The sequence below is a fragment of the Trueperella sp. HMSC08H06 genome, from assembly GCF_001808465.1.
GTDB classification, from domain to species: Bacteria; Actinomycetota; Actinomycetes; order Actinomycetales; family Actinomycetaceae; genus Trueperella; species Trueperella bernardiae.
This window is the reverse complement of sequence record NZ_KV793361.1, coordinates 86599-112847: the sequence shown is the minus strand read 5'-3', so window position 1 is coordinate 112847 and position 26249 is coordinate 86599. Positions and strand designations below refer to the sequence as shown.

The window sequence follows — 26249 nt, the reverse complement described above, 5'->3', positions numbered from 1 at the left end:
ATCATGGCCATCATGCAGCTTGATCACGTCAACTTCAGCTATGCCAGCCGCGCCAAGCGGGTGCTCAGCAACGTCAGCTACGACTTCGAAGAAGGAACGTTCTACGCAATCGTGGGCTCGTCCGGTGCGGGCAAAACAACCATGTTGAACCTGCTGGCTGGGCTGGATACACCCACTCAGGGGACTGTCCGGTTTGGCGGCGACGACATTGCCGAAACCGGGTACACCCGTCACCGCAAGGACCAGATTGCGCTGGTGTTCCAGAACTACAACCTCATCGACTATCTGACACCCTTGGAGAACCTGCGCCTGGTCAACCGCAAAGCCAGCATTGACGACCTCACGCGGTTGGGCATCGACGCGGCCGCTGCAAAGCGCAACGTGCTGGCCCTGTCCGGTGGTCAGCAGCAGCGAGTGGCGATCGGACGGGCCCTGGTTTCCTCAGCTCCTGTCATCCTGGCTGATGAGCCCACCGGCAACCTCGATGAGGAAACCGCCGAAGGCGTCATCGAGATTCTGCGGGACGCAGCCCACCAGCAGGGCAAATGCGTCATCGTGGTCACGCACTCGAAGCAGCTGGCACGAGCAGCCGACATCACCCTCCGCCTCGAACAGCGTAAACTCGTCGAGCACAAAAAGGCCTAGACGGGCGAGGTGGGGTTACTTCTTTCCGAATGATCTGCCGAAGAACGAAGTCTTCTTCGGCAGATCGTCGGTCCAGGCGTTTGCTGCCTGGGCGCTGTTCGGCCCATTTCTGACACCGTCAGGGGCGGGGTGGGTGTAGGCAAAGTGCCGTGCGCGCACGGTGAACGCATCGTCGTCCCGGCCTACGGCCCCAACGGGACGCTGAAGTTCTTGAATGACCAGGTCCCCACCCACCTCGGCCAATGATTCGTCCTGACCATCCTCCACGAACGCAAAACGAGACTTGTCAACAATAGGTTCGCCCCCGTCCAATTCCGCATCGCCGGACATCAGGTGTCGAACCAAGGTGCCATCAACAAACACCCGGTAACCCGCCGTTCGTTATCACGCCGGCCGCCGCGCGGGAGGGCGTGGGCAAGCTTGACTATCGGGACGCTGGGCTGGACGTTGACCTCGTCATGCGCGAGCTGTTGCCCGTCACGTCCTACATCGAGATGTGGCTGCGTGACGGCGCGCTCACCCACGCCACCCTGACTCTGCCCTCTCGTACCGCGCGTGGCTGGCGGACTTCGGCGCGCGCAAGGTGACCCACATCGGCATGGGATATCTGGCCGTGGGCTGGGCGACGGCGTCGTGATCGCGCAAGAGCTACACGGAATGGTCCTGCCGAACCTGCACAAGTACATGGAGCGGATCTGGGCCGGGCTGCGGCAGGAGGACTTGGCGAGGTTGGCGCCAGTGGCGCACGGGGAGCTGACCACGGCGCAGATCGTGTCCGCGCTGGCGGAAATATTGTCGGAGGCGCCGGATACACTGGTGGAAAAGTTGATATCGAAAGTTGTTCAGCTCAAACAGTTGGGTATGCTGACTTTCGTCGAGCCGGTGGCGCTTTAGCCGGCGTTCACGTTCAATCTCGCCGCGGGGCGAATAGAAAGAGGAATCAATGACGAAGCTTGTCATCGTCGAGTCTCCTGCCAAGGCGCGCACGATCGGGAACTATGTGGGTTCCGATTTCGTGGTCGAGGCGTCCATTGGGCATATTCGTGACCTCCCGCGCCCATCGGAGCTGCCAGCCGAGATGAAGAAAGGCAGTTTCGGCAAGTTTGCCGTGGACGTGGAGCACGATTTTGAGCCCTATTACGTGGTGAATGCGGACAAGAAAAAGAAGGTCGCCGAGCTGAAGAAAGCGCTCAAGGATGCCGACACGCTCTACCTCGCAACCGATGAGGACCGCGAGGGTGAGGCGATCGCGTGGCACCTGCTCGAGGTGCTGAAGCCGAAGGTGCCGGTCAAGCGCATGGTCTTCCACGAGATCACGAAGGAAGCGATCACCCGCGCGCTGGATAACACCCGTGATATCGACACACAGCTGGTGGATGCCCAGGAAACGCGCCGCATCCTTGACCGGCTGGTGGGGGATGAGGTCTCGCCGTTGCTGTGGCGCAAGGTGGCGCCGGGGTTGTCAGCGGGGCGCGTGCAGTCGGTGACCACCCGTCTGGTGGTGGAGCGCGAGCGGGAGCGTATGAAGTTCGTGCCGGCCTCGTACTGGGACGTGACGGTCAGCCATGACAAAGAAGGCCAGCCGTTCGAGTCGAAGCTGTATGCGGTGGACGGCGTGCGGATCGCGTCGGGCAAGGATTTTGGCGACGACGGGCGGCTGACCGCCAAGTCGGAAAAGGCGGGCGTGGCCACGCTGTCGGCCGAGCAGGCGGAGCAGGTGGCGAAGGCGATCGAGGCGGCGTCGGCGTACGTGGCCTCGGTGGAGACGAAGCCGTACCGCAGGCGGCCGGCGGCGCCATTTACCACTTCCACTCTGCAACAGGAGGCCTCGCGCAAGTTGCACCTTTCGGCGCGTGACACGATGCGGGTGGCCCAGGCGCTGTACGAAAACGGCTTTATCACCTACATGCGAACGGATTCGACCAACCTGTCCACCGAGGCGATCTCGGCGGCGCGGCGCCAGGTGCAGGAACTGTACGGCGCGGACTACCTGCCGGAAAAGCCGCGGCTTTATACGTCGAAGGCGAAAGGCGCCCAGGAGGCGCATGAGGCGATCCGACCGGCGGGCGATTCGTTCCGCACGCCCCAGCAGGTGGCGAACGAGCTGCGCGGGCGGGAGTTTCAGCTGTACGAGCTGATCTGGAAGCGCACGGTCGCCTCCCAGATGGCGGATGCCACGGGCTCCACCGCGTCGGTGCGGTTGGTGGTGGACGTGCAGGCCGGGGGCGTGCAGGAAGCCACGCTGGCGGCGTCGGGAACGATCATCACCTTCCGCGGATTCCTCGCGGCGTACGAGGAGGGCCGGGACAAGAAGCGCTATGAGGACAAGGAGTCGGAGGCGCGGCTGCCGGACCTGGCCGAGGGCGAAGAGGTGGCGAATCTGCAGGCCACGGCCGAGGGCCATGAGACCACCCCACCCCCGCGCTACACGGAGGCCTCGCTGGTGCGAACGCTGGAGGAACGCGGAATCGGGCGCCCGTCCACGTACGCTTCCACGATCTCCACAGTGATCGACCGCGGGTACGTGGACAAGAAGGGCAGCGCGTTGGTGCCCACGTGGACGGCGTTCTCGGTGGTGCGCCTGCTGGAGGACAACCTGCCTGAGCTCATTGATTACGACTTCACGGCGGAGATGGAATCCGACCTGGACGACATCGCCGCAGGCCACAAGAGCCGCGTGGACTACCTAGGCGGCTTCTACTTTGGTACGGGCGGCGCGGGCGAGGGCGCGGCTGGTGGTGGCGCTGGCGGCGGTCTGCACGGGCAGGTGGACGGGCTAGGCGATATTGACGCCCGGGCGGTCAACACGATCGACTTGTCGGAGCAGGTGGCGGTGCGCGTGGGGCGCTACGGGCCCTACCTGGAGGAGACCGTGGACGGCGCGGTGACGCGGCGGGCCAACATCCCGCCGGAGGTCACGCCGGATGAGCTGACGATCGAGAAGGCCAAGGAGCTGCTGGACTCCGCGATGCAGGAGGACCGGGAGCTGGGCAAGGATCCGGACACCGGCTACTCGATCGTGGTCAAGGACGGGCGCTTTGGGCCCTACGTGTCGGAGGTGTTGCCGGAGGACGCGGTGGCCTACACGCCCACGGGCAAGGTATCGAAGGTCAAGCCCAAGCCGAAGACAGCCTCGCTGTTCGCCTCGATGAGCCCGGACACGGTGACGATTGACGACGCGCTGCGTCTGCTGTCCTTGCCGCGTGAGGTGGGCGAGTCGAACGGGGAGATGATCGTGGCCACGAACGGGCGGTACGGCCCGTACATGAAGCGCGGGTCGGACTCGCGGTCGTTGGAGAGCGAGGACCAGATCTTCTCCATCACGCTGGAGGAGGCGGAGGAGATCTTCTCCAAGCCGAAGGTGCGCGGGCAGCGCCAGGCGCGCCCGCCGCTGGCAGAGCTGGGGACTGACCCGGTGTCGGGCGGAAAGATCCTGCTCAGGGACGGGCGCTTCGGCCCGTATGTGACCGACGGGGAGACCAACGCCTCCCTGCCGCGTTCGGAGGATATCAACCAGATCACCCCGGAGCGCGCCCAGGAGCTGCTGGTTCAGCGCCGGCTGAAGATTGCCGAGCAGGGCGGGCCGAAGGCGCGCAATAAGACGCGGCGGACGGTGAGCAAGTCAGGGGCTAAGAAGGCACCGGCGAAGAAGACGGCAGCGAAGAAGAAGTAGGCGGCTGGCGGCCGCGCTGGGCGCGGCTCATGATGGCGGCGGGAAGTAGTCGACGGGAAGTAGGAAGCGATGGGCCTGTTCATTTCCTTCGAGGGCGGGGACGGCAGCGGTAAGTCCACGCAGGTACGCGTGCTCGCAGCCTGGCTGGAGGAGACGGGGCGCGACGTCGTCGTCACGCGCGAGCCCGGCGGCACGAAGATGGGCAACGCGATCCGTGAGTTGCTGTTGCACGGGGAGGACATGGGCCCGCGAGCGGAGGCGCTGCTGTATGCGGCGGACCGCTCGCATCACGTGCAGTCGAAGGTGCGCCCGGCGCTGGAGCGCGGGGCGGTGGTGGTGACCGACCGCTACTTGGATTCGTCGGTGGCCTACCAGGGCGCGGCGCGGGAGCTGGGCACTGAGGAGGTGCGTGAGCTGTCGCTGTGGGCTGTGGGCGGGTTGCTGCCCGATGTGACGTTCCTGCTCGACCTGCCCGCTGAGGACGCCGCGCGGCGCGCCGCGGCGCGCGCTGGAGGAACGGCGGGTGAGGGCTCGGTTGCCGGCGAGTCCCCCGGACTGGACCGGCTCGAGCGCGCGGGCCAGGAGTTTCACGACGCCGTCCGCGCCCAGTACCGCCTGCTCGCCGCCCGCGAGCCGCAGAGGTTTTACACGTTAGACGCCCGTCGGCCGGTGGAAGATTTGGCGGAGGAGATTCGCGAGGTCGTGGTGGGGATGTTCGAGGAACGCCGGCAGAGGCCGGGAGCCACGGCGGACGGCGCTGGGGGCATGCGCGGCGACGAGGGCGCGGACGGCGTCGTTGGCGGGCCGGGAGGCGAGCGCGCGTGAGCGTCTTTGATGAGCTGGTCGGACAGCAGGAGGCGGTGGCGGACCTGACGCGCGCCGTTAAGGCGGCGCGGAAGATCGCGGGTGCGGGATTTGGCTCGGCGCGGGGGAACTCGGCGATGAGCCACGCCTGGCTGATGACGGGCCCGCCGGGGTCGGGCCGCTCACTCGCGGCTCGCGCGTTCGCGGCCGCCCTCCAGTGCACGGGCCCTACCCCGGGGTGCGGGGAGTGCTCCCAGTGCAAGGCCGTGATGGCGGGCCAGCACCCGGATGTGAGCTCGTTGTCGACTGACCTGGTGACAATCAAGGCCGACGAGGTGCGCGCCTACGTGGCTAGCTCTTATCAGGCGCCGGGGAGTGGATCATGGAAGGTGTTCATCATTGAGGACGCGGACCGGATGGTCGAGCGCACCACGAACGTCCTGCTCAAGGCGATTGAGGAGCCCGGCCCGCGCACGGTCTGGCTGTTGTGTACGGCGGCGGTGGCCGACGTTCTGCCCACGATCCGCTCCCGGTGTCGGAACGTCAACCTGGTGACGCCGGCGGTGGACGAGGTGGCGCGCCTGCTCGTGGAGCGCGAGGGCGTTGAGCCGGAGGCGGCGCTCGTGGCGGCGCAGGCCGCGCAGTCGCACATTGGGGTTGCGAAGGCGCTGGCCACGGACCCGGAGGCCGCGGGGCTGCGAAAGAAGACCCTAGACGCGCTGGCGTCGATCCACGGGGTGGGGGATGCGGCCGTGGCCGCGTGGATGCTGGTGGACCCGGAACTCATGGGTGTCAGCAACACGAAGCGGGACAAGGAGTCCGAGGAGCGTGAGGAGGCTGAGCGTCTCGCCGCACTGGGCCTGGAGGCCGGAGCGCGGGTGCCGGCGGCGGTGCGGAGCCAGGTGAAGGCGACCAGCGTCGATTCTAAGCGCCGCGCCACGCGCACGCTCCACGACATGATTGACCGCGAGCTGACCTACATGATCTCCTTCTACCGTGACGTGGTGGCCGTGCAGCTGGGCGCCCAGGTGTCGCTCATTAACGGCGACTATGCGCAGGCGATCCAGAAGGTCTCGGCGGGGATCGGCCCGTCCGAGGCGCTGTACCGCATAGACACGCTGAGCGAGGCCCGCGAGCGCCTGCGCTCCAACGTGGCCCCGCAGCTGCTCATGGAGGCGGCGCTGTCGGCGATGCGGCAGTAGGCGCGGGCGAGCGGCGTGGGGCGGGCCGGGCGTCGTCGTCGAGAAGTTTTCCACAACGGGGCTTGCGGGGCCGCAACCCCCGAATGCGCCCGTTGGCGAAGACTGCGGTGCGAGCCATGCGATAGATTGGCTGTGTGAAGAAGCTTCAGATGATGTCCTTGTGTGCCGCGGCGAGCCTGCTCGTGGCGTGCTCGTCCGGTGGTCAGAATGCTGGCCCGTCAACGTCGCCTGCGCCGGAGCCCACGAACGTTGCGGGTGCGGTGGCGATCCAGGCGGAGATGCCCGCGGCGCCGGCCGGCCTGGAGGAGTTCTACGACCAGGAAGTGGAGTGGAGCGCCTGCGGTAGCGGGTTTGAGTGCGCCGAGGCGACCGTGCCGCTCGACTACGACAACCCGGGCGGGAAGACCATCACGATCTCGATGAAGAAGATGCTGGCCACGGGTGATCCGATCGGCACGCTGTTCGTCAACCCGGGTGGGCCGGGCGGGTCGGCTCTGGACATGGTCGACCAGGCGAATCTCTATTTCTCGGACCAAATCCTGGCCAACTTCGACATCGTGGGTGCGGACCCGCGTGGGGTGGGGGAGTCGACGCCGGTTGACTGCCTCGACGACGCCGACCTGGCCGCCTACCTCGACACCTCCTACCCGGACACCCCCGAGGGCAAGGCGCAGGCCAAGGTGGACACGGAGAAGCTCGTGGCCGGGTGTAAGGATAAGTCGGGGGACTTGTTGGAGTTCGTGGGCACGCGCTCTGCCGCGAAAGACTTGGACGTGTTGCGCCAGGTGGTGGGCGATCCGAAGCTGTACTACGTGGGTTTCTCGTATGGCACCAGCCTGGGCGGCATGTATGCGGAGCTGTTCCCGGGCAACGTGGGGCGCATGATCCTCGACGGCGCGGTGGACGATTCGATCTCCAGCTTCGACCAGGCGAAGGCCCAGGTGGTGGGCTTCACCGAGGCGTTTGACGCCTACCTGCAGCACTGTGTGGAGGGCGGCAAGTGTGCGCTAGGTGCCACGGTGGATGAGGGCTGGGCGAAGCTGGCCGAGCTGACCGACCAGATCAAGGAAAAGCCCGTGTCCGCCGGCTCGGGCCGGGTGCTGGGCGAGACGGGCTTTTTCTACGGCATCATCACCCCGCTCTACGACGACTCGCTGTGGTTCGCGCTCGACGCGGGTTTTGACAGCCTCATTCACGACGACGACGGCTCGATCTTCGCCCTCCTGTTCGACCAGTACATGGGCCGCGAGGGCGATAAGTTCGTCAACAACATGTTCGAGGCGAACTTCGCGATCAGTTGCGCTGACACGCACGTGGAGGGCACGGAGGCCGACTGGGACAGGATGTCGGATGAGCTGAAGGAGATCTCCCCGGTGTTCGGCGCCGCGATGGGCTATTCCGAGTACGCCTGCCAGATCATGCCGGGCGGCGAGGACGGGTCGCTGGGGCCGTTCGTGGCGGCGGGGTCGGACCCGATCGTGGTAGTTGGAACGACGGGCGACCCGGCCACCCCGTACGAGTGGGGCAAGGCGTTCGCCGACAACCTGGAAAATTCACGGTTCGTGACCTGGGAAGGCGAGGGGCACACGGCTTACAGCCGTGCGGGCGAGTGCATCTCCCAGCCGCTCGATCAGTATCTGCTCACGGGCGAGGCCCCCGAGGACGGGCTGACCTGCCCGGCCGAATAGGCGGCATAGATCACGTCCGGCTATTTGGTAAACGGGGGAGCAGTTCGATAAATTGAACTGCAGGCCGCCTTAGCTCAGTCGGCAGAGCGTCTCACTCGTAATGAGAAGGTCGAGAGTTCGATTCTCTCAGGCGGCTCGGCTAGCCCGGCAACCATTCGTGGTTGCCGGGCTTTTGTTTGTCCGGCTCTACGTACCGGGGCAAGATCGGGTGAGGAGCTCAGCGATGAGGACTCCCTCCTGGCCGATGAGGTCGGCGACGAGGGCGATCGTGATGGCCGGGTAGCCGTGGCGGATCAGTTCCAGGTTCATGAGGGTGCAGCCGGGGCGCCCTGCCTGGCGTTGTGCCCGGGCCGGACGGCGTCGGGAAAATTTGTCGGAGGGAGATTGTAGAGTGGTGGCATGTACGTCGCACAGCAACATGCCATGGATCGCGCCGCCGCCCTCGGGTTTGCCGGGAGCATCGGCGTGGGGCAGCTCGTGTCCGTTGGGGCCGGGGGCCTCAACGCCACGTATCTGCCGTTCAATATTGTGGAGTGCGGGGGCAAGGTGGTGGCCCAGTTCCACCTGAACCGGGTCAACCCGCAGTGGCGGGACGCGGGGGAGGCGATGCTGATCGTCCAGGGGCCGAGCGCACACGTGTCGGGCCTGGACCTCCCGGCCGAGCGCCCCGGCGCTAAGCTGCCCACCGTGCCCACGCTCAACTACGTCACGGTCCACCTCAGGGGCTCGCTCTCGATTCACGACGACACGGCGTGGAAGCAAGCTCATCTCACCGCGCTGGTGGAGCACTTCGAGCGTGAATGGCGGGTGGGGCAGCACACGTCCTATGAACTCGTGCACGCGGCGTTCGCGGCGATGGTGGGCGTGGAGCTGGAGGTCGCCGAGGTGATCGGGAAGGCGAAGTTGAGCCAGAACCTGTCGGCGGAGGGGATCGCGGAAACGGCGCGGCACCTACGGGAGCGCGACGAGTCGGCGTGCCCGGTGGCGGACCTCATGGAGGAAATCGCCATCCCCTGGGCGAAGGAGCGGGAAGGCCGGGTGGAAGGCGCGCGCAAGCTGCCGATCGCGTGGGATAAGAAGGAGGATCCGCGGCGGTACGTGGTTGACTACGGCTGGCTGTGGGAAGAACCCCCGCACAATGACGGCACGCCGGCCGTGCTGCGACTGGTGTTGACCGACGGGGCGGAGACGAAGGCGAGGGCTGCTGCCGAGGAGTGGCTCGCCGGGCTTCCCCAGGATGGCGGGATGCCGGGCCGTGGAGGATGGGCCGTGAAGGGCGGCGTCGTCGAATGCGAGCACGCGGGAGCCGTGGGGCTGGATCTGGTCTCCGCCGGGGAAGACGTGGCGGACGGGATCTCGGCCGCAGCCGAGGACGCGTTCGCGAATCTCATCGCCAGTACCGACCTGGGCGTGCGATGGGAACAGCTCCCACGCGAGGAGTCCCACAAATAGGGGCCCGCAAAACGATAGAATGAAAGGGATGCGCGAAAACGCGTAACCTCTCCAAGAGAAGGAACAATATGGTGTACAAGTTGGTGCTCGTTCGCCACGGCGAGAGCGAATGGAACGCAAAGAACCTCTTCACCGGCTGGGTTGACGTGCCGCTGTCGGAGAAGGGCGTGAAGGAGGCGAGCCACGCCGGCACGCTCCTCACCGATGCGGGTGTGCTGCCCGACATCCTCCACACGTCGCTGCTGCGCCGCGCGATCATGACCGCGAACCTCGCACTCGACGCGGCCGACCGCCACTGGATTCCTGTCCACCGCAACTGGCGCCTCAACGAGCGCCACTACGGCGCCCTGCAGGGCAAGAACAAGAAGGAAATTCGCGACGAGTACGGGGATGAGAAGTTCATGGAGTGGCGGCGCTCGTTCGATGTCGCCCCGCCGGAGATCGAGGTCGGTTCCGAGTACTCCCAGGATTCGGACCCGCGCTACGCCGGCGAACCGATCCCGCTGTCCGAGTGCCTCAAGGACGTCATCGCCCGCCTGCTCCCCTACTGGGAGGAAGCCATCGTCCCCGATCTGAAGACGGGCAAGACCGTGATGATTGCTGCCCACGGCAACTCGCTACGCGCCATCGTCAAGATGCTCGATGAGATCTCCGACGAGGATATCTCCGGCCTCAACATCCCCACCGGCATCCCGCTCTACTACGAGCTCGACGAGGAGACTCTCAAGCCCGTCAAGAAGGGCGGCACCTACCTCGACCCGGAGGCCGCCAAGGCCGCCATCGAGGCCGTGGCCAACCAGGGCAAGTAGCAGGTCTACAACCTGGTGTGCACGGGTGGCCTGAGCACGGCAGAAGCCGGCCCAGGCCACCCGCCCTTTTGCCCGCGCCCTCTGTTCTCCCCCCTGCATCTGGGCGCAGTGTGTCCGGTCGGGTGTAGCGACGACGCTAGATCCTCACGCCACGCGCGCGGGCATCCGCGAGCCAGTTCTCGAACCCCTCCCGGGTTTTCACATCGCTCCACACCAAGTGAAGCGGATCGATGCCGATCGCGCGTAGATGGCGGTCGCGGTCGGTTTCGTGGCTGATGGCGGCGCGGACGTCGCCGTCCTTGAGCATGGAAGGTGTGAACATCTTCGCCCTGCCGTCGAATTCGTAGGCGATCTTGCGGGCGAGGTCGAGGAAGTCGAGCCGGTACGTCCGATCCCGCAACTGCACCCACACTTGCGGCTTGACCGGAAGGAGGGAGAAATCGTCCAGGCGCAACAGCGTCAGCGATTCGCCCACCGACTCAATCCTTCCATCCATCAGCCGTAGCACCCGCCGAATGTTCCCCACCCCTTTGACCCGTTGTAGCTGCCCTGCGATCGTTTCGATTTGCTCGCGGGTTGCGAGCTCGCGGTGGAGGACGAAGTTTGCGCAGGCCAGTGCATCCTCCACCGTGGCGAAACGCGCCAGGTCAACCACCACCTGCGCCGGCGACGACACCACAATTCCCGCCACCTCCACCGTCTCCGGCTCGGCGGGAGAGCGAAAGGTGCGGGTGTTGGCCGTGCGTCCTGAAGAGCTCGCGGGCCCCACTTGCCGCACAACGTAGCTGGGATGCCCGTGGACCAGCGGTAACCCGAGCAGCATCGCGGCGGACTGCCCGGCCAGTGCCACGTGTTTGGAGCGCGCTCGGTCTGTGCGCCGGCGGTCGACGTAGTCGATGAGGTGGAGGGCTGCCGTCCGCTCGCGCTCGTACGCCTGGGCTTCCGGATCTGGGCTGGGGCAAACATAGCCGGGGAAAGGCCGATGCCAACGGTGAGCGGTGGCATGCCGGCCAAGCTCGCGGTGATCATCGGTGTGAAGGTCGCCGAGCCGTACGCCCTGCTGGCGGATCCGCAAGAAGCGCACCTCTGCATTCTTGAGCCACGAGGGCAACCCAATGTCTGTGTTCGGCGTGGGCTGCGAGACGAGGCGGGGGCGCGTGCTCATGGGTGTCCTTTCCCTGTTTGCCCATGAGCATATTGTTTTCCGACGACGACGAATGCTGCCCAACCCCCATACGTGGATAGGGTCGGCACATCGCGCGCCTGTGGACAGGTTTTGCGACGGGTTCGTGTGGATGGGGTGGGTGTCCGAGGCTGTCGAGCGCGGTCCGATCCACAGATGCGGCACTAAACCGCAAGATGCGGCACTACTTTACCGTTATTTAGTGCCGCATCTTGCGGTTTAGTACAGCATTTGCGAGGTGACCCAGCGGCGGGGCGCTGAGCCGGGCCTGCACGCGGGCGAACCGGCGCTGAACCGGCCCTCGAGCCCGGGCAGCTGGCCAGCCGGGCCTAGAACTCCTCGATCTGGGCCATCTCCTCGTCGTCCAGCGCCATGCCGGTCACGAGGAAGCGCATGCGGTGCGCCACGGACACGCCGTGGTCGCCGAACCGCTCAAGGTAGCGGCCGAGCAGGATGATGTCCACGATCTCCTGGCGGGTGAGGTCGAGCGAATCGTCGAGGACGTAGTCGAAGGTGCGGGAGTGGAAGTCATCGAGGACGTCGTCGTCGGCGATGATCTGGGCGGCGATGGAGAGGTCCTGGGTCTCGACGAGTTTCGCCACGAGGTTGCCCACCTCGGCGGCCTTGGTGGCCATCTTCTCGAAGAGCTGTTGCACTTCGCCCTTGACCACGGCCTGCGGGAAGCGGCCGCGTGCGACGTAGGCGACGTGGCGGGCGAGGTCGCCCATGCGCTCGAGGGTGGCGGACAGGCGCAGGGCGGAGACGACGGTGCGCAGGTCGCCGGCGACCGGGGCCTGACGGGCGAGCAGGGAGATGCCCATGTCGTCGATGTTGCGCTCGAGCATGTCGATGGAGTGGTCGGCGTCGATGACTCGCTCGGCGAGGGCGAGGTTGGCGTCCGTGAGGGAAGCGGCGGCACCATTCATGGCTTTCGCGGCGGCCTTTGCTTGCAAGACGAGGGTGTCAGACAGTTCTTGCATCTGCTGACGGAATTGTTCGCGCAACGGTACTCCTTTTGTGTGCCGCGGTTGAGTGACCCGAGCGGGTGGAGGGGCGCGGCTTCGCTCCCTTTGGAGATTCCACCATGTTCAGGTGAACACAGTTTACCGCGAAGGTTAACGGGAATTGACGGGTGAGAGGAAGCTTGGGTGTTGGGGTAAGAGTGTCGGTGGGATGGTTTACGCTTGGAGTCATGGCAGACGGTTTCGGTTTCGGGCTGGGGTTTTTCCTTGGCATCCTTGTGGTTGTGGTGGCGGTTGCGGCCTATGAGATTTCGCAGCGGCTCCTCGGGAATGCGGAGGTTCCGTCGCCTGTCGTGGATGATTCGGATGTGATGGCGGTGCTGGCGGCGTTGCCGCAGTCGCATATCATCATTGATGTTGACGACGCCGTGGTGCGGGCTTCGTCGATCACTTACGCTTACGGGCTGGTCGGGAATGGGCAGTTGCGCAAGGAGTTGCGGAATTTGGCGGCGGAGGCGCGTGCGGCAGGGGAGGTGTCGGCGTTGGATTTGCGGCTGCCGCGCTTGGATGAGGATGCGCCGGAGTTGCGCCTGTCGGTGCTGGCCACTCCGATTTCGGGTGACAAGGTGCTGATTTTGTTTGAGGACAACACGGAAAAGCGTCGTTTGGAGGAGACGCGGCGGGATTTCGTGGCGAATGTGTCGCATGAGTTGAAGACCCCGGTGGGGGCGATTGGGTTGCTGTCGGAGACGTTGACTAAGGTGGCGGATGAACCGGAGCACGTGCGGCGGTTTTCGGCGCAGCTGACGAAGGAGGCTGAGCGCCTGTCCCAGTTGGTGCAGGAGATCATCCAGCTGTCGCGCCTCCAGGATGCGAATGCGCTGGCGGATTCGGAGTTCGTGGAGGTTGACAGCGTCGTCGCCGAGGCCCTGGACCGGGTGCGGGTGGAGGCGGAGTCGCGGGACGTGCGGCTCGTGTCGGGTGGCACGCCGGACCTGCAGGTGTATGGCGATCGGGCGTTGCTCACGACGGCGGTGCGGAACCTTCTCGATAACGCCGTGCGGTACTCGCGCCATTTTGGGCAGGTGTCGGTGGCGGTGAGCGCGGAGTCCGGGGAGGTCCACATTTCTGTGATTGACCAGGGCGAGGGCATCCCGGAGGGCAGCCGTGAACGGATTTTTGAGCGCTTTTACCGGGGGGATCGGGCGCGCTCGCGCGAAACGGGTGGAACCGGACTAGGGTTGTCCATAGTGAAGCACGTGGTGGCCGAGCATGGCGGGCGTGTCAAGGTGTGGAGTCAGAAGGGGCAGGGTTCGACGTTCACCATGATTCTGCCCGAGGCCTACGTGCCGGAAGGCGCGCAGGGCCAGGTGGTGGTGGACATGAAGGGCGCGAGATGACGCGGATTCTTGTGGTGGAGGATGAGCCCACCTATCGGGACATGCTCGAATTTAACCTGTTACGCGACGGCTTTGAGGTGGAGACGGCGGCGGACGGGCTGGCCGCGGTAGAGAAGTTCTCCGAGGAGATCGACCTGGTGCTGCTTGACCTCATGTTGCCGGGCCTGTCGGGGAATGAGGTGTGCCGGCGGATCCGGGCCCAGTCCCAGGTGCCGATCATTATGGTCACGGCGAAGGACGCGGAGATCGACAAGGTGGTGGGCCTGGAGATCGGCGCGGACGATTACGTGACCAAGCCCTATTCGTACCGGGAGTTGGTGGCGCGCATGCACGCGATCCTGCGTCGCATGGCGGATGCGCCGGCGCGCGAGGAGTCGTCGGAGTTGCTGACGGTGGGCCGGATCGAGATGGACCTGGATGCGCATGTGGTCCGTGTGGCGGGGGAGCCGATCCCGATGCCGCTGCGCGAGTTCGAGTTGCTGGAGCTGTTCATGGAGAACCCGGATCGGGTGCTGACCCGCGGGCAGATCCTCGACCGGGTCTGGGGCATGGCCTACATTGGCGATTCGAAGACGTTGGACGTTCACGTTAAGCGCATCCGCTCGAAGATTGAGGTGGAGCCGGCCAGGCCGCAGGCGCTGGTGACGGTGCGGGGTTTGGGCTACAAGCTGGTGTCGAACCCGGAGGCGCAGTAGTTTTCTTTTCGGCGAAACTTTGGGGGCTCGAGCGGGCAAAGTGCAATGGTAGAATAGGGGGACATCGATTGAGAGAAGAGTGATCCCCCAGTGAGCTTCAAAGTTGGCGAAACCGTCGTTTACCCGCACCACGGTGCGGCTTACATTGAGGAAATCTCAGAGAAGACGATGCGTGGTGAGACCCGCACGTATCTGACGCTGCGGATCCTTCAGGGCGATCTGATCATTCAGGTTCCGCAGGAGGCGCTGGAGCAGGTGGGCGTGCGCGATGTGTCGAATGAGGCGCAGCTGGAACGCGTGTTTGATGTGTTGCGTGAGACGGACGTGGAGGAGCCTGCGAACTGGTCGCGCCGGTACAAGGCCAATGGTGAGAAGCTGACGTCGGGTGACGTGAACAAGGTGGCTGAGGTCGTGCGCGATTTGTCGCGTCGGAATGTGGACCGTGGCCTGTCGGCGGGGGAGAAACGCATGCTGGCGCAGGCCCGCGCGATCCTGGGGTCTGAGGTGGCGCTTGCCCGCGACATCTCGGATGAAGAGGCCGAAGTTTTGCTTGATGAAGTGATGGGGATCGACGCGGAGTCGGCGGCCACGGCTGCCACGCCGGAGTCGGCTGAGTCAGCGGACTAATGTCGATCGCCGCCGTCATCGCGGGCGCCGGCTCGGGCACGCGGCTTGGCGCCAACATGCCCAAGGCGTTGGTGCCGCTTGGCGGCGTGCCGTTGTTGGTGCACGCGATCCGCGGGATGAACGCGGCGGGCGTGGACGACGTCGTTGTCACCATCCCGGCCGGCAATGCGGTGCGCGAGGAGTTTGACAAGGCGCTCGCCGCGGGTGGGGTGAGCGCGCGGCTGGTGGTCGGCGGGGTGACGCGGCAGGGGTCCGTGGCGAACGGGCTCGCGGCCGTGACCAGCGATTTTGTGCTTATTCACGACGCCGCACGGGCGCTGACGCCCGTGGCTGTCATTGACCGTGTGCGCGTCGTGTTGGAGGCGGGGTATGACGCCGTGGTGCCGGCGCTGCCGGTGACTGACACGATCAAGGAGGTCGGGGACCGGCGGGCTGGCGTGGCCGGGCCGGAGGCGGCCGGAGGTGGGGACGCGGCTGGGAGCGGCGTCGTCGTCGAGCCGGTGGTGGCGACCCTTGAGCGCTCGCGGTTGCGGGCGATGCAGACGCCGCAGGGTTTTCGCACGGAGCTGGTGCGGGAGGCGCACCGGGCCGGGCGGGAGCGCGGGGCGGACGAGCTGAGCGCGGCGCCGGACGACGCGGCGCTGGTGGAGGCCATGGGGCACGAGGTGGTGCTCGTGGAGGGCTCGCCGGAGGCAATGAAGGTGACGACGGCCTGGGATTTGGCGGTGGCGGAGATGTTGCTGGAGAAGAGGGGGCGCTAACATGCGCGTGGCCACGGCCTTTGATGCCCACCGGTTTACCGAGGAGGAGCGACCGCTGTTTTTGGCGTGCCTGCGCTGGGACGGTGAGCGGGGGCTGGAGGGGCACTCGGACGCGGACGTCGCGGCGCACGCAGCCTGTGATGCGATCTTGATGGCGAGCGGAGTTGGCGAGCTGGGGACCGTGTTTGGGACGGACCGCCCGGAGTGGGCGGGGGCGTCGGGCGAGGCTCTGCTGGCGGAGTCGGTGCGGCTGGTGCGCGAGGCGGGCTGGCAGGTGGAGAACATCTCGGTGCAGATCATCGGGCAGCGGCCGAGGTTCGCGCCGCGGAAGGCCGAGGCGGAGGCCGCGATGAGCGCGGTGGTGGGGGTGCCGGTGGCGGTGTCGGCCACGACGTCCGACCGGATGGGCTTCACCGGGCGCGGCGAGGGGCTGGCGGCGATCGCCACGGCGCTGGTGAGCAGGGTCTAGACGGCCCACTGGTGGCGGGCAGCTGGGAGCCGGGGTAGGCAGTGGTGAAGCCGTAGCGAACAGATGAGTTTGAGGCCGGGAAGGCCGGTTTTGGCGATGAGAGCTCTCAGATTCACTAGTTGGCTACAGGGGCGGGAACTAAGCCTCCGCCTTAACCTTCGGCTGTGCCTTGACTGGCAGGAACGCCACCAGGCCCATGACTAGCACGATCGTGATGCCGAGGATGCCGAAGTAGGCGGCCTCGTCCACGCCGATGCCGAGCAACCCGGCGCCCACGGTGATCGCGGTGGAGTACATGAAGGGCGCCAGCGCGGAGACGGCGCGGCCGGTGGTGGCGTACAGGCCGAAGATCTCTGCTTCCTCGCCGGCCGGGGCAATGCGGGCCAGGTAGGTGCGGGAGGCGGACTGGATGGGCCCCACGAAGATGCACAGCACGAGCCCGAAGATCCAGTAGACCTGTTTCGGTGAGAGCGGCCCCACCCCGGCGTGGAAGAAGAACACGCACAGTCCCATGGCGACCATGGAGGTCAGGGAGATGATGATGACGGCGCGGGCGCCGAGTTTGTCGTCAAGCCAGCCGAAGGCGATGGTGGCGATGCCGGCTACCACGTTGGTGGCCACGCCGAACACGATCACTTCGTCGGCGCTGAAGCCGAACGCGGCGCTGGCGAGCACGGCGCCGAAGGAGAAGACGCCGGCGAGGCCGTCGCGGTAGATGGCGGAGGACAGGAGGAACCACACTACCTGCCGGTCGGAGCGCCACAGTTCGGCGATGGAGTGGAAGAGTTGCCGGTAGGAGTCGATGACGCCGAGCCGAGGTTCGCCTGTGCGGGCGGGCTTGTTGGACAGGGTGAAGAATAGGGGGAGGGAGAAGAGGAGGAGCCAGGCGGCGGAGAGGAGCATCGCCACCCGGATGTTGAGCCCGTCTTTGCTGGTGACGCCGAACCAGCCAACCTCGGGGCTGATGAAGCCGACGAACAGGATCAGTAGCAGGACGATCCCGCCAAGGTACCCCAGGCCCCACCCGAAGCCGGAGATGCGCCCGACATTGTGGGGTTCTGCGAGGTCGGAGATGATGGCGTTGTAGATGACGGATCCGGTTTCGAACAGGATGTTGCCGGCGGCCACGAGGAATAGGCCGAGCCATAGCCCGGATTGGCCGGGGATAACGAAGTAGAGGCAGGCGATAATGAGTGCGGTGGCGGTGGTGGTGACGCGGAGGACGGTGGCGCGTTTGCCGCTGCGGTCCACGGCTTGGCCGAGTGCGGGGGCGACGATCGCTACGAGGATGCCGGCGATGGCGAGGGCGAAGCCGAGGAGGCGGTTGGCGTCGGGCCCGAAGAGGTCGGCGTTGGCGAGGTAGACGGTGAAGACGAAGGTGGTGACCACGGCGTTGAACGCGGCCGACCCCCAGTCCCACAGCCCCCAGGCCCAGACGTCCTTGGTCAGTGTTTTGGTTGTTGGGGCTGCGCCGCCCGCCGCGTTGTGGTTCATAGTCTTAACATACGTCGTTTTCGTTACTGTCTGGTAAATAGGTCGACGACGCCGTCCGCGCCTCTCACGCCCGATGCCCAGCGCGTGCCGCCCGGCTTTCCCGACGACGGCCGCCCACCCGGCCAGCTGCACCCATCGCGTGACGATGCCCGGGCACCGTCGTGTGGTCGGCGGCCCGAAGGGCTGGGGATGAAATGGGCGAGTGTCGGTGGGAGACGGTAGTCTGGAGGGGTGAAGATTTTTGATTCGAAAACGAAGTCATTGCGCGAGTTCACCCCGATCGAGCCGGGCAAGGTGGGCATCTATTTGTGCGGGGCGACCGTGCAGGGGTCGCCGCATATTGGCCACATGCGCTCCGCTCTGGCCTTTGATGTGTTGGTGCGGTGGCTGCGGCGTTGCGGGTATGACGTGACGATGGTGCGCAACGTGACCGATATCGATGACAAGATTTTGGCGAAGTCCGCGGAGGCGGGCCGGCCGTGGTGGGAGTGGGCCTACCGTTTTGAGAAGGAGTTTTCCAAGGCGTATCGGGACCTGGGCGTGCTGGATCCCACGTATGAGCCGCGCGCCACGGGCCACGTGCCCGAGATGATTGACCTGATCGCCACGCTGATCGAGCGCGGGCATGCATACGTGGGCAACCCGGGCAACGTGTACTTTGATGTGACGTCCTTGCCGGATTACGGCTCGTTGACGAATCAGTCGGTGGACGATCTTCACGACGACGAGGAGGCGGCTACCGACAAGCGCGGCCCGCACGATTTCGCGCTGTGGAAGGCGGCGAAGGTAAACGAGCCAGAGACGGCGTCGTGGGAGACACCCTGGGGGCGCGGCCGGCCGGGCTGGCACCTGGAGTGCTCGGCGATGGCGGGACGCTACCTGGGCGCGGAGTTCGACATTCACGCCGGCGGCATTGACCTGCGTTTCCCGCATCATGAGAACGAGCAGGCGCAGTCGCATGGCGCGGGTCGGGATTTTGCGCAGTACTGGATGCACAACGCCTGGGTGACGATCGAGGGCGAGAAGATGAGTAAGTCGTTGGGGAACTCGCTCACGGTGGAGAACATCGTGAAGGAGCACCCGGCGGTGGTGGTGCGCCTGGCGCTGGGCACGGTCCACTACCGTTCCACTGTGGCGTATTCGGAGTCCACACTCACCGAGGCGGGCGCGATTTGGGAGCGCCTGACTGGGTTCGTGCAGCGGTCGGTGGACACGGTGGGCGAGGTGCCGGCGGAGGAGATCGCGGCGCTCGGCCACGATGATTTCCCGGAGGATTTTGCGGAGGCGATGGACGACGACCTCAACGTCTCGGCCGCCCTGGCCCAGATTCACGAGCACGTGACGGCCGGCAACAGCGCCCTGGCGAGCAATGATCACGTGGAGGCGCGCGCGGAGCAGGTGCTGGTGCGGGCGATGCTCGACGTGCTGGGCCTGGATCCGATGGCGGAGCCGTGGCGGCATGCGGATGCGTCGTCGTCGATGCATGACGCGCTGGACGCGCTGGTCAACCGGGTGCTCGAGGAGCGCGCGGAGGCGCGGGCAAACAAGGATTGGGCGCGGGCGGACGCGCTGCGCGATTCGCTGACGGTCGCCGGCATCACGGTGGAGGATTCGGCGGAGGGCGTGCGCTGGAAGGTCGGTGGTGACCTTGGCTAACGCTCACCGCGGGCGCCCGGGGGCGGTGCGCAAGAACGCGAAGAAGGGCTCGAGCAAGGGCACGGGCGGGCACTCCCGCAAGCGGCTCGAGGGCAAGGGCCCCACCCCGAAGGCGGAGGACCGCACCTACCACCCGGCGTATAAGAAGAAGCAGGAGCGCGAGGCCGCGGCCAAGCGCGCCGAGGGCCCGAAGCTGCGCGGGCATCTGCGCCAGCCGGAGGGGTATGAGCTGGTGGCGGGCCGCAACCCGGTTTACGAGGCCGTGCAGTCCGGCATCCCGTACGAGCGCGTGTTCCTCGTGGGGGCGATGTCTCACGACGAGCGGGTGGCTGAGGTCGCCCGCGCCGCGATGGACGCCGGCACGGCGATCGTGGAGGTCACGCGCACGGAGCTCGACATGATGACGGGTGGCGCGGTCCACCAGGGCGTGGCGATCGAGGTGCCGCCGTATGAGTACGTGGACGTGGAGCGGCTGGTGGAGCTCGGGCAACGCTCGGGGCGGACGGGACTCATCGTGGCGCTGGACTCGGTGACGGACCCGCACAACCTGGGTGCGGTCATGCGTTCGGCGGCGGCGTTCCGGGCCGACGGCGTGCTTATTCCCGAGCGGCGCTCGGCGTCGGTGAATGCCACGGTGTGGAAGGTGTCGGCGGGTGCGGCGGCGCGGTTGCCGGTGGCGCGGGAGACGAACCTGGTGCGGGCGCTGTCCTGGCTCAAGGAGCAGGGCTACTTCGTGCTGGGGTTGGCGGGCGACGGCGAGGTCGACGTCGCGGGCGCGGACATGGCGGACGTTCCGGTTGTGCTCGTGACGGGGTCTGAGGGCGCGGGGCTGTCGCGGCTCGTGCGTGAGACGTGCGACGTCGTCGTGTCGATCCCGATTGATTCGGCCACGGAGTCGCTGAACGCGGCGGTGGCCACCGGGATTGCGCTCTACCAAATTGATTCCGACCGAAAAGACGTGCAGGGCTAAAAATGTGTCGGAGGCCTGCGATAGGCTGGAAGGTGACGGCAGGCCGGACGGCAAAGGAGGCGACATGGCATCTTGGCGAACAGTTCACGGGCACATCCATCGGCTCGATCAGACGCTGGTGACTGATGGCGACATCGAGGCGTTCTTCGCCGATGAACGCATCCTTGGGCGCGGGCGTCCGGACGGTTCGGGCGGCTACACGTTTGAGGTGGCGGTGGGCGGCCGGCGTCGTCGGGTTGCCACGCTGGATGACACGGGCACGGTGTTCCGCGGGCGCTCGGTGAATGACCTGGTGGAGGAGCTGTCGGAGCGGCTGCGCAAGGTGGAGGTGGAGCTCGACGGCACGGTTGCCCACGGCCCGATTGACCTGGGCGCGGTGGACATCTCGCATGAGGTGCTGTTTGACGACTCCGAGGAGGAGCCGGTTAGCGACGCCGATATCCACGACGCGGCATTTGACCGCGAGGGCGCCATGCTGGTGATCGTGGACCTGCCGCTGTCCGAGGTGCCCAGCATCGTCAAGGTGGAGGACGAGGCGGTGGCTGTGTCCAAGCTGGGGGAGACCCTGGTGCTGGTGGCCAAGTCGAGCATGGATTCGGTGCGGCGGCTTTTCCCGCGGCCGTCGTTCCAGATCACGGTGTCGGCGGGGAACGCGGAGGAGAGCCCCACGCTGTACGTGCGGCGGGACAACTCGTATCTAACCTGGGATTGGAGCGGGGAGCTGCCCGTGTTCCCCTGGATCGAGCAGGGGTCCGAGGAATACGAGTTCGTGGTCGATGAGACGGGGGCGGGCGCGGTGGCGCGCAAGATGGTGGCCGACGTGATTGCGGCCCGGTTTGGCGACATCCGCGAGGCGCTGTGCAGTGAGGACGGCCCGCGGGCGCTGGTGGATGCGCTCGGGTTGCCCAGCGAGGTGGCCGACGTGCTGGAGGGCGACGGCGAGCTGGCCGACATCCCGAACTCGCGACTCTTCGAGCCCAGTAGCGCGGGGGCGGCGTTTGAGGACCGGCTGGCGTTTGAGCTCGCCGGCGAGGGCTTCGTGGAGCCGACTGTGGCGGGCGCCTACCGCAAGGTGTACTTGGAGCGGCCGTGGGCGGTGGCGCTGATGTCGGCCGCGCAGGCTGCTATCGGCGGGGCAATGCTGGCCTCGGCGTTTGGCAGGTCGGAGCGGGGAATGTCGTGGCGGATACGTGCGCTGCTGGGCGGCGGCACCGTGGTGTCGGGCCTCACGCGCATTCTGACCAGCGCGTATGCGGCGGAGCTCGTGCGCCAGCGGCAAACCGAGATCGACACCTGGAAGCGGATGCACAACTGGCAGGAGGGCCAGGGCTGAGCTTGTGGCCCTTACCCGCGTTTGCGACGCTTTTCTGACATCGGCGACGGCACAGCACTAGCGCACCTGTTAGAGTGCCATCGCGGATGGGGGGGAGCCAGGCGGCGTCGCCGTGAAGCGGGCGCGACCGCCAGCGCAGGCGAAGCCGGGCCGCGAGTCCGAGGTTTGGGCGGGCGTCTTGTCGGATGGTGAGACGATTTCGCGTGCGGGGTGGTGGTGAGTACGATCGTGCAGGGTCGTGAACGGGGTTCGCGTGCACCTTGACGTCTACTCACTGGAGGCTCGTATGGCTGGTTTTACTTGGAAGCTCCATGGCGATGGGCATTCTATCGCGCCGGGGGAGGTTGTTCTTCCGAACGAAAGACTGTCGTGGCCGATTACGTTCGGCATCGGCGCGCAACACGTGGTGGCCATGTTTGGGGCCACCTTTTTAGTGCCCCTGCTCACGGGGTTCGACCCGGCAACCACCCTGTTCTTCACGGGCGTGGGCACGATCTTGTTCCTGCTGATGACGGCGGGGAGGTTGCCGTCCTACCTCGGGTCGTCGTTCGCGCTGATTGCGCCGATCGGTGCGGTGACCGGCTACGTTGCCGGCGGGGGCGGTTCGGTCGACGCGGCGAAGGCGTCGCTCGCCCAGGGCGGGGTGATCGCGGCGGGTGCGGCGCTGGCGCTGGTCGGCGTCGTTGTGCACTTTGCGGGCGCGCGGTGGATTGACAAGCTCATGCCGCCGATCGTGACGGGCGCGATCGTGTCGCTTATCGGGTTTAACCTGGCGCCGGCGGCGTGGGGGAATGTGCAGCAGGCGCCGGTCACCGCGGTGGTGACGATTGTGACGATCCTGCTGGTCACGGTGCTGTTTAAGGGAATCATCGGGCGCCTGTCGATCCTGATCGGCGTGGTGGTTGGTTACATCACGGCGGTGGTGCGCGGCGAGGTTAGCTTCGATGCGATCTCGTCCGCCGGCTGGGTGGGCGTGCCGCAGTTCCGCGCCCCCGACTTCGACGTGACGCTGCTTGGCCTGTTCGTGCCCGTGGTGCTTGTGCTCATCGCGGAGAACGTGGGGCACGTGAAGTCCGTGTCCGCGATGACCGGCCAGGACCTTGACGACGTGACCGGCCGCGCGCTTTTCGCCGACGGTGTCTCAACCATGCTCGCCGGCTCGGGCGGCGGTTCCGGTACCACGACGTACGCGGAGAACATCGGCGTGATGGCCGCGACCCGCGTGTACTCAACCGTGGCCTACGTGATCGCGGCGTTTATTGCGCTCGGGCTGTCAATGCTGCCGAAGTTCGGCCAGCTGATCGCCACCATCCCGCCGGGGGTGCTCGGCGGCGCGGCCACCGTGTTGTACGGCATGATCGGCATGCTGGGCGTGCGCATCTGGGTGCAGAATCGCGTGGACTTCTCCGACCCCGTTAACCTCAACACGGCCGCCGTGGCCATGGTGATCGCGATCGCGAACTACACCTGGCACTGGGGTGAGATGACCTTCGAGGGTATCGCGCTCGGCTCGTTCGCCGCGATCATCATCTACCACGCGATGCGGGCCCTGTCGCGTTGGCGTGGCACGACGATCGAGCCCGCCACCCCGGCCTCCGCGCCTGCCGGTGCGGAGCTCGAGCCGGGTGCCCTGACGCGGGAGCACTAGGAGCGGGCGCGGCGCTGGCTCCTGTTAATGTTGGCGCTGGCTGATTTCAATTTACTGGACGATTTCGGGGTCATCTTCGCTATATGGGCCTATGACCCCGAAATCGTCCAAGTTTTTTTAATCGGACACCGGGGAATGCGGGGCGGGCGCCGGCCGGCCCGCCGGCGCCCGCCAAGTTGCCAGCACCCTGCCCACCTCCGCGTGCGGCGGGCAGGGGGGCGTCGTCGGCGTCGTGAACGTCATCCCCCAGTACCGCAAGATTCCTGCGCAACCCGGCGTAAATCCGCTAGATTGGACGGGTGAGTTTCAACGCCCGCGCCGAGTACCGCAAGCGCACGCAGCAACGCCAGACCGTCATCTTCGGTTCGATCATCGCCGTCATGGCGGTGTTGCTCGTGCTGGGGACGCTCACGTGGTCGGGACTGCTGCCCATACCCTTCGACAGGGAGTTTTCCAAGGCACCGGACACGAACTCCGTGGTGTGCCCGATTGACGGCGCGCAGCACGTCGATCCCACCACCATCACCGTCAGCGTCTACAACGCCACCACCCGCACGGGTCTGGCGGGAACGGTGGCGACGTCGCTGTCTGCGGCCGGGGTGGTCGTGTCCGAGACCGCGAACTGGGGTGGCGAGGAATTCACCGAACCCGTGCGGCTCTACGCCAGCCCGGACGGCGTGACCAGCGCCTACACGCTGCGCGCCTACTTCCCCGACGCCCTCGTGCACATCGACCCGAACATCACCAGCCAGATCGTGGACGTGGTGCTCGGCGAGGGTTACACCGACCTGGTGGCCGCCCCCACCGAGGAACAGCTGGTCGCCGCGATGGAGCCGGTGGAGGACTGTGTTCCGGTGGAGACCTTCCAGGAGTAGCGCGGTTCCGCGGCGTCCGCTGCACCTGCGATGCTTTTCTGACTTTGGCGACGGCAAATTGCTAGCGCGGATGTCGGAAAGGTGTTGTGAGTAGGGTGTCGGCGGCAGAGTGTAACGCTGCTTCCAGAGTGCGACTCCGCGCCGCCAGAGTGATATTCGCCTGCGCAACAGTTGCGCTCTAGAGTGAAACTATTCATACTGTAGAGTATGAAATGGACGACAGAGCGGCTCCTTCGCACTCTTGAAGAGTTTCGTCAGATCAAGCGCGATGCGACTGATGTCGAGGTCAAGCGCGCCTCGAAGCTCCCGTGCAACCTGCCTGAAACCATGTGCGCATTCGCGAACATGCCGGGTGGCGGCGCGGTCATCCTCGGTGTTGACGAGCGCGACAACTTCGCCGTCGTCGGCGTGGATAACGCACACGAGCTGGCGGCGCGAGTCGTGGATCAAACCCGCTCGTCCGTCACCCCGGCCCCGCAGCTTTTGCCGACGGTTCTGACCTGGGAGGGGAGGGAGGTCCTCGTTGTCGAGGTGACTCCGTTGCCGCTGTCGCAGCGCCCCGCCTTGCATCGCGGCCGCGCCTACCTGCGCCAGTCGGACGGCGACTACGTGATGAACGACGCCGACCGTGCACTTATCGAGATCCAAAAGCTGGGGCAGTCCGAGCTCTACCGCTTCGATTCTGCCGCTGTGTCCAGCACGTCGATCGACGATCTCGATCCGAACGCGGCGGCTGATTTCTGCGCAAATGCTCGCAAGACGAGCAGGCGCCTCGCCCAGGTAACGGACGACGCCGAACTCCTGGAACTGACAAACGTGCTCGCTCCGGGCGGCGAAGTTACGCTCGCCGGCCTGTACTCGCTCGGACGCTACCCGCAGGCAAAGGCCCCGCAGCTTCGGGTGACAGCCGCGGTGCAACTGCCGCGCGACCGCTCGGGCAGCGTCCGCACGCGCAGCCGGCAGGACTTCGACGGCCCACTTCCCGACCTCCTCAATTCTGCCCTGCGATGGGTGGAGGAAAATGCGCCGCGCCACAACCGTTACCTCGACGACGGCAACATGGTCGAAGAGCCGCTCTTCCCGCTCGTCGCAGTTCGCGAGATCATCGCGAACGCGCTGGTCCACCGCGATCTTTCCCCGAACTCGGAAGGCCAGTGGGTGGAGGTGCGCATCGTGGGCGATCGCCTGATCGTCACCAATCCTGGCGGGTTGCGAGGCATCTCGAAGGAGCAGCTCGCGAGCGCATCGCTCGCCAAGAACGCCGTGAACCCCCGCCTGTACGACATGGCAAAGCGCCTCCGAACCGATTCCGGTGCGAGCGTGATCGAAGGTGAGGGTGGAGGCGTGTCCGAGGTGTACCGTCAGCTCGGTTTGGCCGGCCTCCCGGCCGCCACTTTCGCCGATAACGGCGTGCGTTTCACCGCCATTCTCTACGGCACCCCCGTCGCATATGCCGAGCTGCCGACGACGATGCCCGCGCCGACGATCTTGGATGTGGAAGCGGAGCAGGATCGTCCGGAAAGGCCCGTTTCCGTTCCCGTGCTGACCGCTTTCGTGACGAAAAACGGGGAAGCCGTGCTCGAAGCTCTCGCCGCCAGTGGGCCGCTCTCGTTCCAGGAGCTACGCGCTCGCACCGGGTTGAATACCGGGCGTTTGCGATACGCGCTCAACAAGCTCAAGGAGGCCGGCAGCGTGGGCCAGTATGGCGGTTGGGGTAACCGTGATACGAAGTATCACATTGTCTCTGAGTGAGAGGATGAATTCGAGTGCGCCGCCGCATTGGGCGGCACAGTGTAACTCCGTTTCTACAGTGTAAATCCAGAGTATGACAGCGCAAGTGCCAGAGTGCGAAAAGTGGTGCTCCAGAGTTCGAAGTTTCGCGCCCGCGCAACGATGTCGTGAA

General features: G+C 66.0%; 25 protein-coding genes and 1 tRNA gene. 21 read left to right on the top strand and 5 right to left on the bottom strand.

Annotated elements, in window-relative coordinates:
• The first annotated feature begins 3 nt into the window (after positions 1-3).
• Positions 4-645 carry an ABC transporter ATP-binding protein gene (locus tag HMPREF3174_RS06260; RefSeq protein WP_062613056.1) on the top strand — a complete coding sequence of 214 codons (642 nt, stop codon included), beginning with the start codon at positions 4-6 and terminating at the stop codon, positions 643-645.
• Positions 646-660: 15 nt separating this feature from the next.
• On the opposite strand, the gene HMPREF3174_RS06255 is transcribed toward HMPREF3174_RS06260, so the two are convergent.
• Positions 661-1008 (bottom strand): hypothetical protein, encoded by a 348-nt coding sequence (locus HMPREF3174_RS06255; RefSeq protein WP_068539061.1) that lies wholly within the window; start codon positions 1006-1008, stop codon positions 661-663.
• Positions 1009-1055: 47 nt separating this feature from the next.
• On the opposite strand from HMPREF3174_RS06255, the gene HMPREF3174_RS09410 reads away from it, so the two are divergent.
• The 7 genes from HMPREF3174_RS09410 (at position 1056) to HMPREF3174_RS06225 (ending at position 8148) form a co-directional block, all read left to right on the top strand.
• On the top strand, positions 1056-1232 hold the full coding sequence (locus HMPREF3174_RS09410) for a hypothetical protein (protein ID WP_168160569.1): 177 nt from the start codon (positions 1056-1058) through the stop codon (positions 1230-1232).
• Positions 1233-1278: 46 nt separating this feature from the next.
• The gene (locus tag HMPREF3174_RS06250; RefSeq protein WP_068539062.1) at positions 1279-1539 is read left to right on the top strand and encodes a hypothetical protein; all 261 of its coding nucleotides are present in this window, start codon (positions 1279-1281) and stop codon (positions 1537-1539) included.
• A gap of 49 nt (positions 1540-1588) precedes the next feature.
• Positions 1589-4318: a type I DNA topoisomerase gene (gene topA / locus HMPREF3174_RS06245; RefSeq protein ID WP_070448243.1), complete on the top strand. Its 2730-nt coding sequence runs from the start codon at positions 1589-1591 to the stop codon at positions 4316-4318.
• A 69-nt stretch (positions 4319-4387) separates the two neighbouring features.
• Entirely contained in the window at positions 4388-5143 is a 756-nt protein-coding gene (tmk, locus tag HMPREF3174_RS06240) for a dTMP kinase (RefSeq protein ID WP_070448242.1), read from the top strand.
• The gene (locus HMPREF3174_RS06235) at positions 5140-6324 is read left to right on the top strand and encodes a DNA polymerase III subunit delta' (protein WP_062613066.1); all 1185 of its coding nucleotides are present in this window, start codon (positions 5140-5142) and stop codon (positions 6322-6324) included. Before tmk ends, HMPREF3174_RS06235 begins: the two co-directional genes overlap by 4 nt.
• A gap of 134 nt (positions 6325-6458) precedes the next feature.
• A complete protein-coding gene (locus HMPREF3174_RS06230; RefSeq protein WP_148132186.1) occupies positions 6459-8012 on the top strand; it encodes an alpha/beta hydrolase in 1554 nt (517 codons plus the stop codon).
• Positions 8013-8075: 63 nt separating this feature from the next.
• Positions 8076-8148: transfer RNA gene (locus tag HMPREF3174_RS06225), tRNA-Thr, on the top strand.
• Positions 8149-8198: 50 nt separating this feature from the next.
• On the opposite strand, the gene HMPREF3174_RS09600 is transcribed toward HMPREF3174_RS06225, so the two are convergent.
• Positions 8199-8321 carry a hypothetical protein gene (locus tag HMPREF3174_RS09600; protein ID WP_256359245.1) on the bottom strand — a complete coding sequence of 41 codons (123 nt, stop codon included), beginning with the start codon at positions 8319-8321 and terminating at the stop codon, positions 8199-8201.
• A 90-nt stretch (positions 8322-8411) separates the two neighbouring features.
• On the opposite strand from HMPREF3174_RS09600, the gene HMPREF3174_RS06220 reads away from it, so the two are divergent.
• Positions 8412-9464, top strand: coding sequence for an FMN-binding negative transcriptional regulator (locus HMPREF3174_RS06220; RefSeq protein ID WP_070448241.1), 1053 nt, complete (start codon positions 8412-8414; stop codon positions 9462-9464).
• Between the two features lie 68 nt (positions 9465-9532).
• A complete protein-coding gene (locus HMPREF3174_RS06215; protein ID WP_062613072.1) occupies positions 9533-10273 on the top strand; it encodes a phosphoglyceromutase in 741 nt (246 codons plus the stop codon).
• Between the two features lie 136 nt (positions 10274-10409).
• On the opposite strand, the gene HMPREF3174_RS06210 is transcribed toward HMPREF3174_RS06215, so the two are convergent.
• Together HMPREF3174_RS06210 and phoU are read right to left on the bottom strand one after the other, a co-directional pair.
• The gene (locus tag HMPREF3174_RS06210) at positions 10410-11438 is read right to left on the bottom strand and encodes a hypothetical protein (RefSeq protein WP_148132185.1); all 1029 of its coding nucleotides are present in this window, start codon (positions 11436-11438) and stop codon (positions 10410-10412) included.
• 347 nt (positions 11439-11785) lie between these two features.
• A complete protein-coding gene (gene phoU, locus HMPREF3174_RS06205) occupies positions 11786-12460 on the bottom strand; it encodes a phosphate signaling complex protein PhoU (RefSeq protein ID WP_062613074.1) in 675 nt (224 codons plus the stop codon).
• Positions 12461-12648: 188 nt separating this feature from the next.
• Here phoU and HMPREF3174_RS06200 point away from each other — a divergent pair, with 188 nt between their 5' ends.
• The 5 genes from HMPREF3174_RS06200 to ispF all read left to right on the top strand — a co-directional run bounded on the left by HMPREF3174_RS06200 (position 12649) and on the right by ispF (position 16370).
• Entirely contained in the window at positions 12649-13818 is a 1170-nt protein-coding gene (locus HMPREF3174_RS06200; RefSeq protein ID WP_062613075.1) for a sensor histidine kinase, read from the top strand.
• Entirely contained in the window at positions 13815-14513 is a 699-nt protein-coding gene (locus HMPREF3174_RS06195) for a response regulator transcription factor (RefSeq protein ID WP_062613076.1), read from the top strand. The genes HMPREF3174_RS06200 and HMPREF3174_RS06195 overlap by 4 nt, the downstream gene beginning before the upstream one ends.
• A gap of 90 nt (positions 14514-14603) precedes the next feature.
• Entirely contained in the window at positions 14604-15140 is a 537-nt protein-coding gene (locus HMPREF3174_RS06190; protein WP_062613078.1) for a CarD family transcriptional regulator, read from the top strand.
• Positions 15140-15901: an IspD/TarI family cytidylyltransferase gene (locus HMPREF3174_RS06185; protein WP_070448239.1), complete on the top strand. Its 762-nt coding sequence runs from the start codon at positions 15140-15142 to the stop codon at positions 15899-15901. Before HMPREF3174_RS06190 ends, HMPREF3174_RS06185 begins: the two co-directional genes overlap by 1 nt.
• 1 nt (position 15902) lies before the next feature.
• Positions 15903-16370, top strand: a complete 468-nt coding sequence (ispF, locus tag HMPREF3174_RS06180) for a 2-C-methyl-D-erythritol 2,4-cyclodiphosphate synthase (protein WP_062613080.1) — start codon at positions 15903-15905, stop codon at positions 16368-16370.
• Positions 16371-16508: 138 nt separating this feature from the next.
• Here the strand turns inward: ispF and HMPREF3174_RS06175 are convergent, their stop codons facing one another.
• Positions 16509-17864: an MFS transporter gene (locus HMPREF3174_RS06175; RefSeq protein ID WP_062613082.1), complete on the bottom strand. Its 1356-nt coding sequence runs from the start codon at positions 17862-17864 to the stop codon at positions 16509-16511.
• Positions 17865-18095: 231 nt separating this feature from the next.
• Between HMPREF3174_RS06175 and cysS the strand changes: the two genes are divergently transcribed.
• The 6 genes from cysS (at position 18096) to HMPREF3174_RS06145 (ending at position 26098) form a co-directional block, all read left to right on the top strand.
• Positions 18096-19520 carry a cysteine--tRNA ligase gene (cysS, locus tag HMPREF3174_RS06170; RefSeq protein WP_070448238.1) on the top strand — a complete coding sequence of 475 codons (1425 nt, stop codon included), beginning with the start codon at positions 18096-18098 and terminating at the stop codon, positions 19518-19520.
• Entirely contained in the window at positions 19504-20490 is a 987-nt protein-coding gene (rlmB, locus tag HMPREF3174_RS06165; RefSeq protein WP_236698648.1) for a 23S rRNA (guanosine(2251)-2'-O)-methyltransferase RlmB, read from the top strand. Before cysS ends, rlmB begins: the two co-directional genes overlap by 17 nt.
• A gap of 64 nt (positions 20491-20554) precedes the next feature.
• Entirely contained in the window at positions 20555-21823 is a 1269-nt protein-coding gene (locus HMPREF3174_RS06160) for a hypothetical protein (RefSeq protein ID WP_062613085.1), read from the top strand.
• Between the two features lie 286 nt (positions 21824-22109).
• Positions 22110-23471: a uracil-xanthine permease family protein gene (locus HMPREF3174_RS06155; protein ID WP_062613177.1), complete on the top strand. Its 1362-nt coding sequence runs from the start codon at positions 22110-22112 to the stop codon at positions 23469-23471.
• Between the two features lie 299 nt (positions 23472-23770).
• On the top strand, positions 23771-24346 hold the full coding sequence (locus HMPREF3174_RS06150; protein ID WP_062613087.1) for a LytR C-terminal domain-containing protein: 576 nt from the start codon (positions 23771-23773) through the stop codon (positions 24344-24346).
• Between the two features lie 207 nt (positions 24347-24553).
• Positions 24554-26098, top strand: a complete 1545-nt coding sequence (locus tag HMPREF3174_RS06145; protein ID WP_070448237.1) for an ATP-binding protein — start codon at positions 24554-24556, stop codon at positions 26096-26098.
• Positions 26099-26249 lie beyond the last annotated feature (151 nt).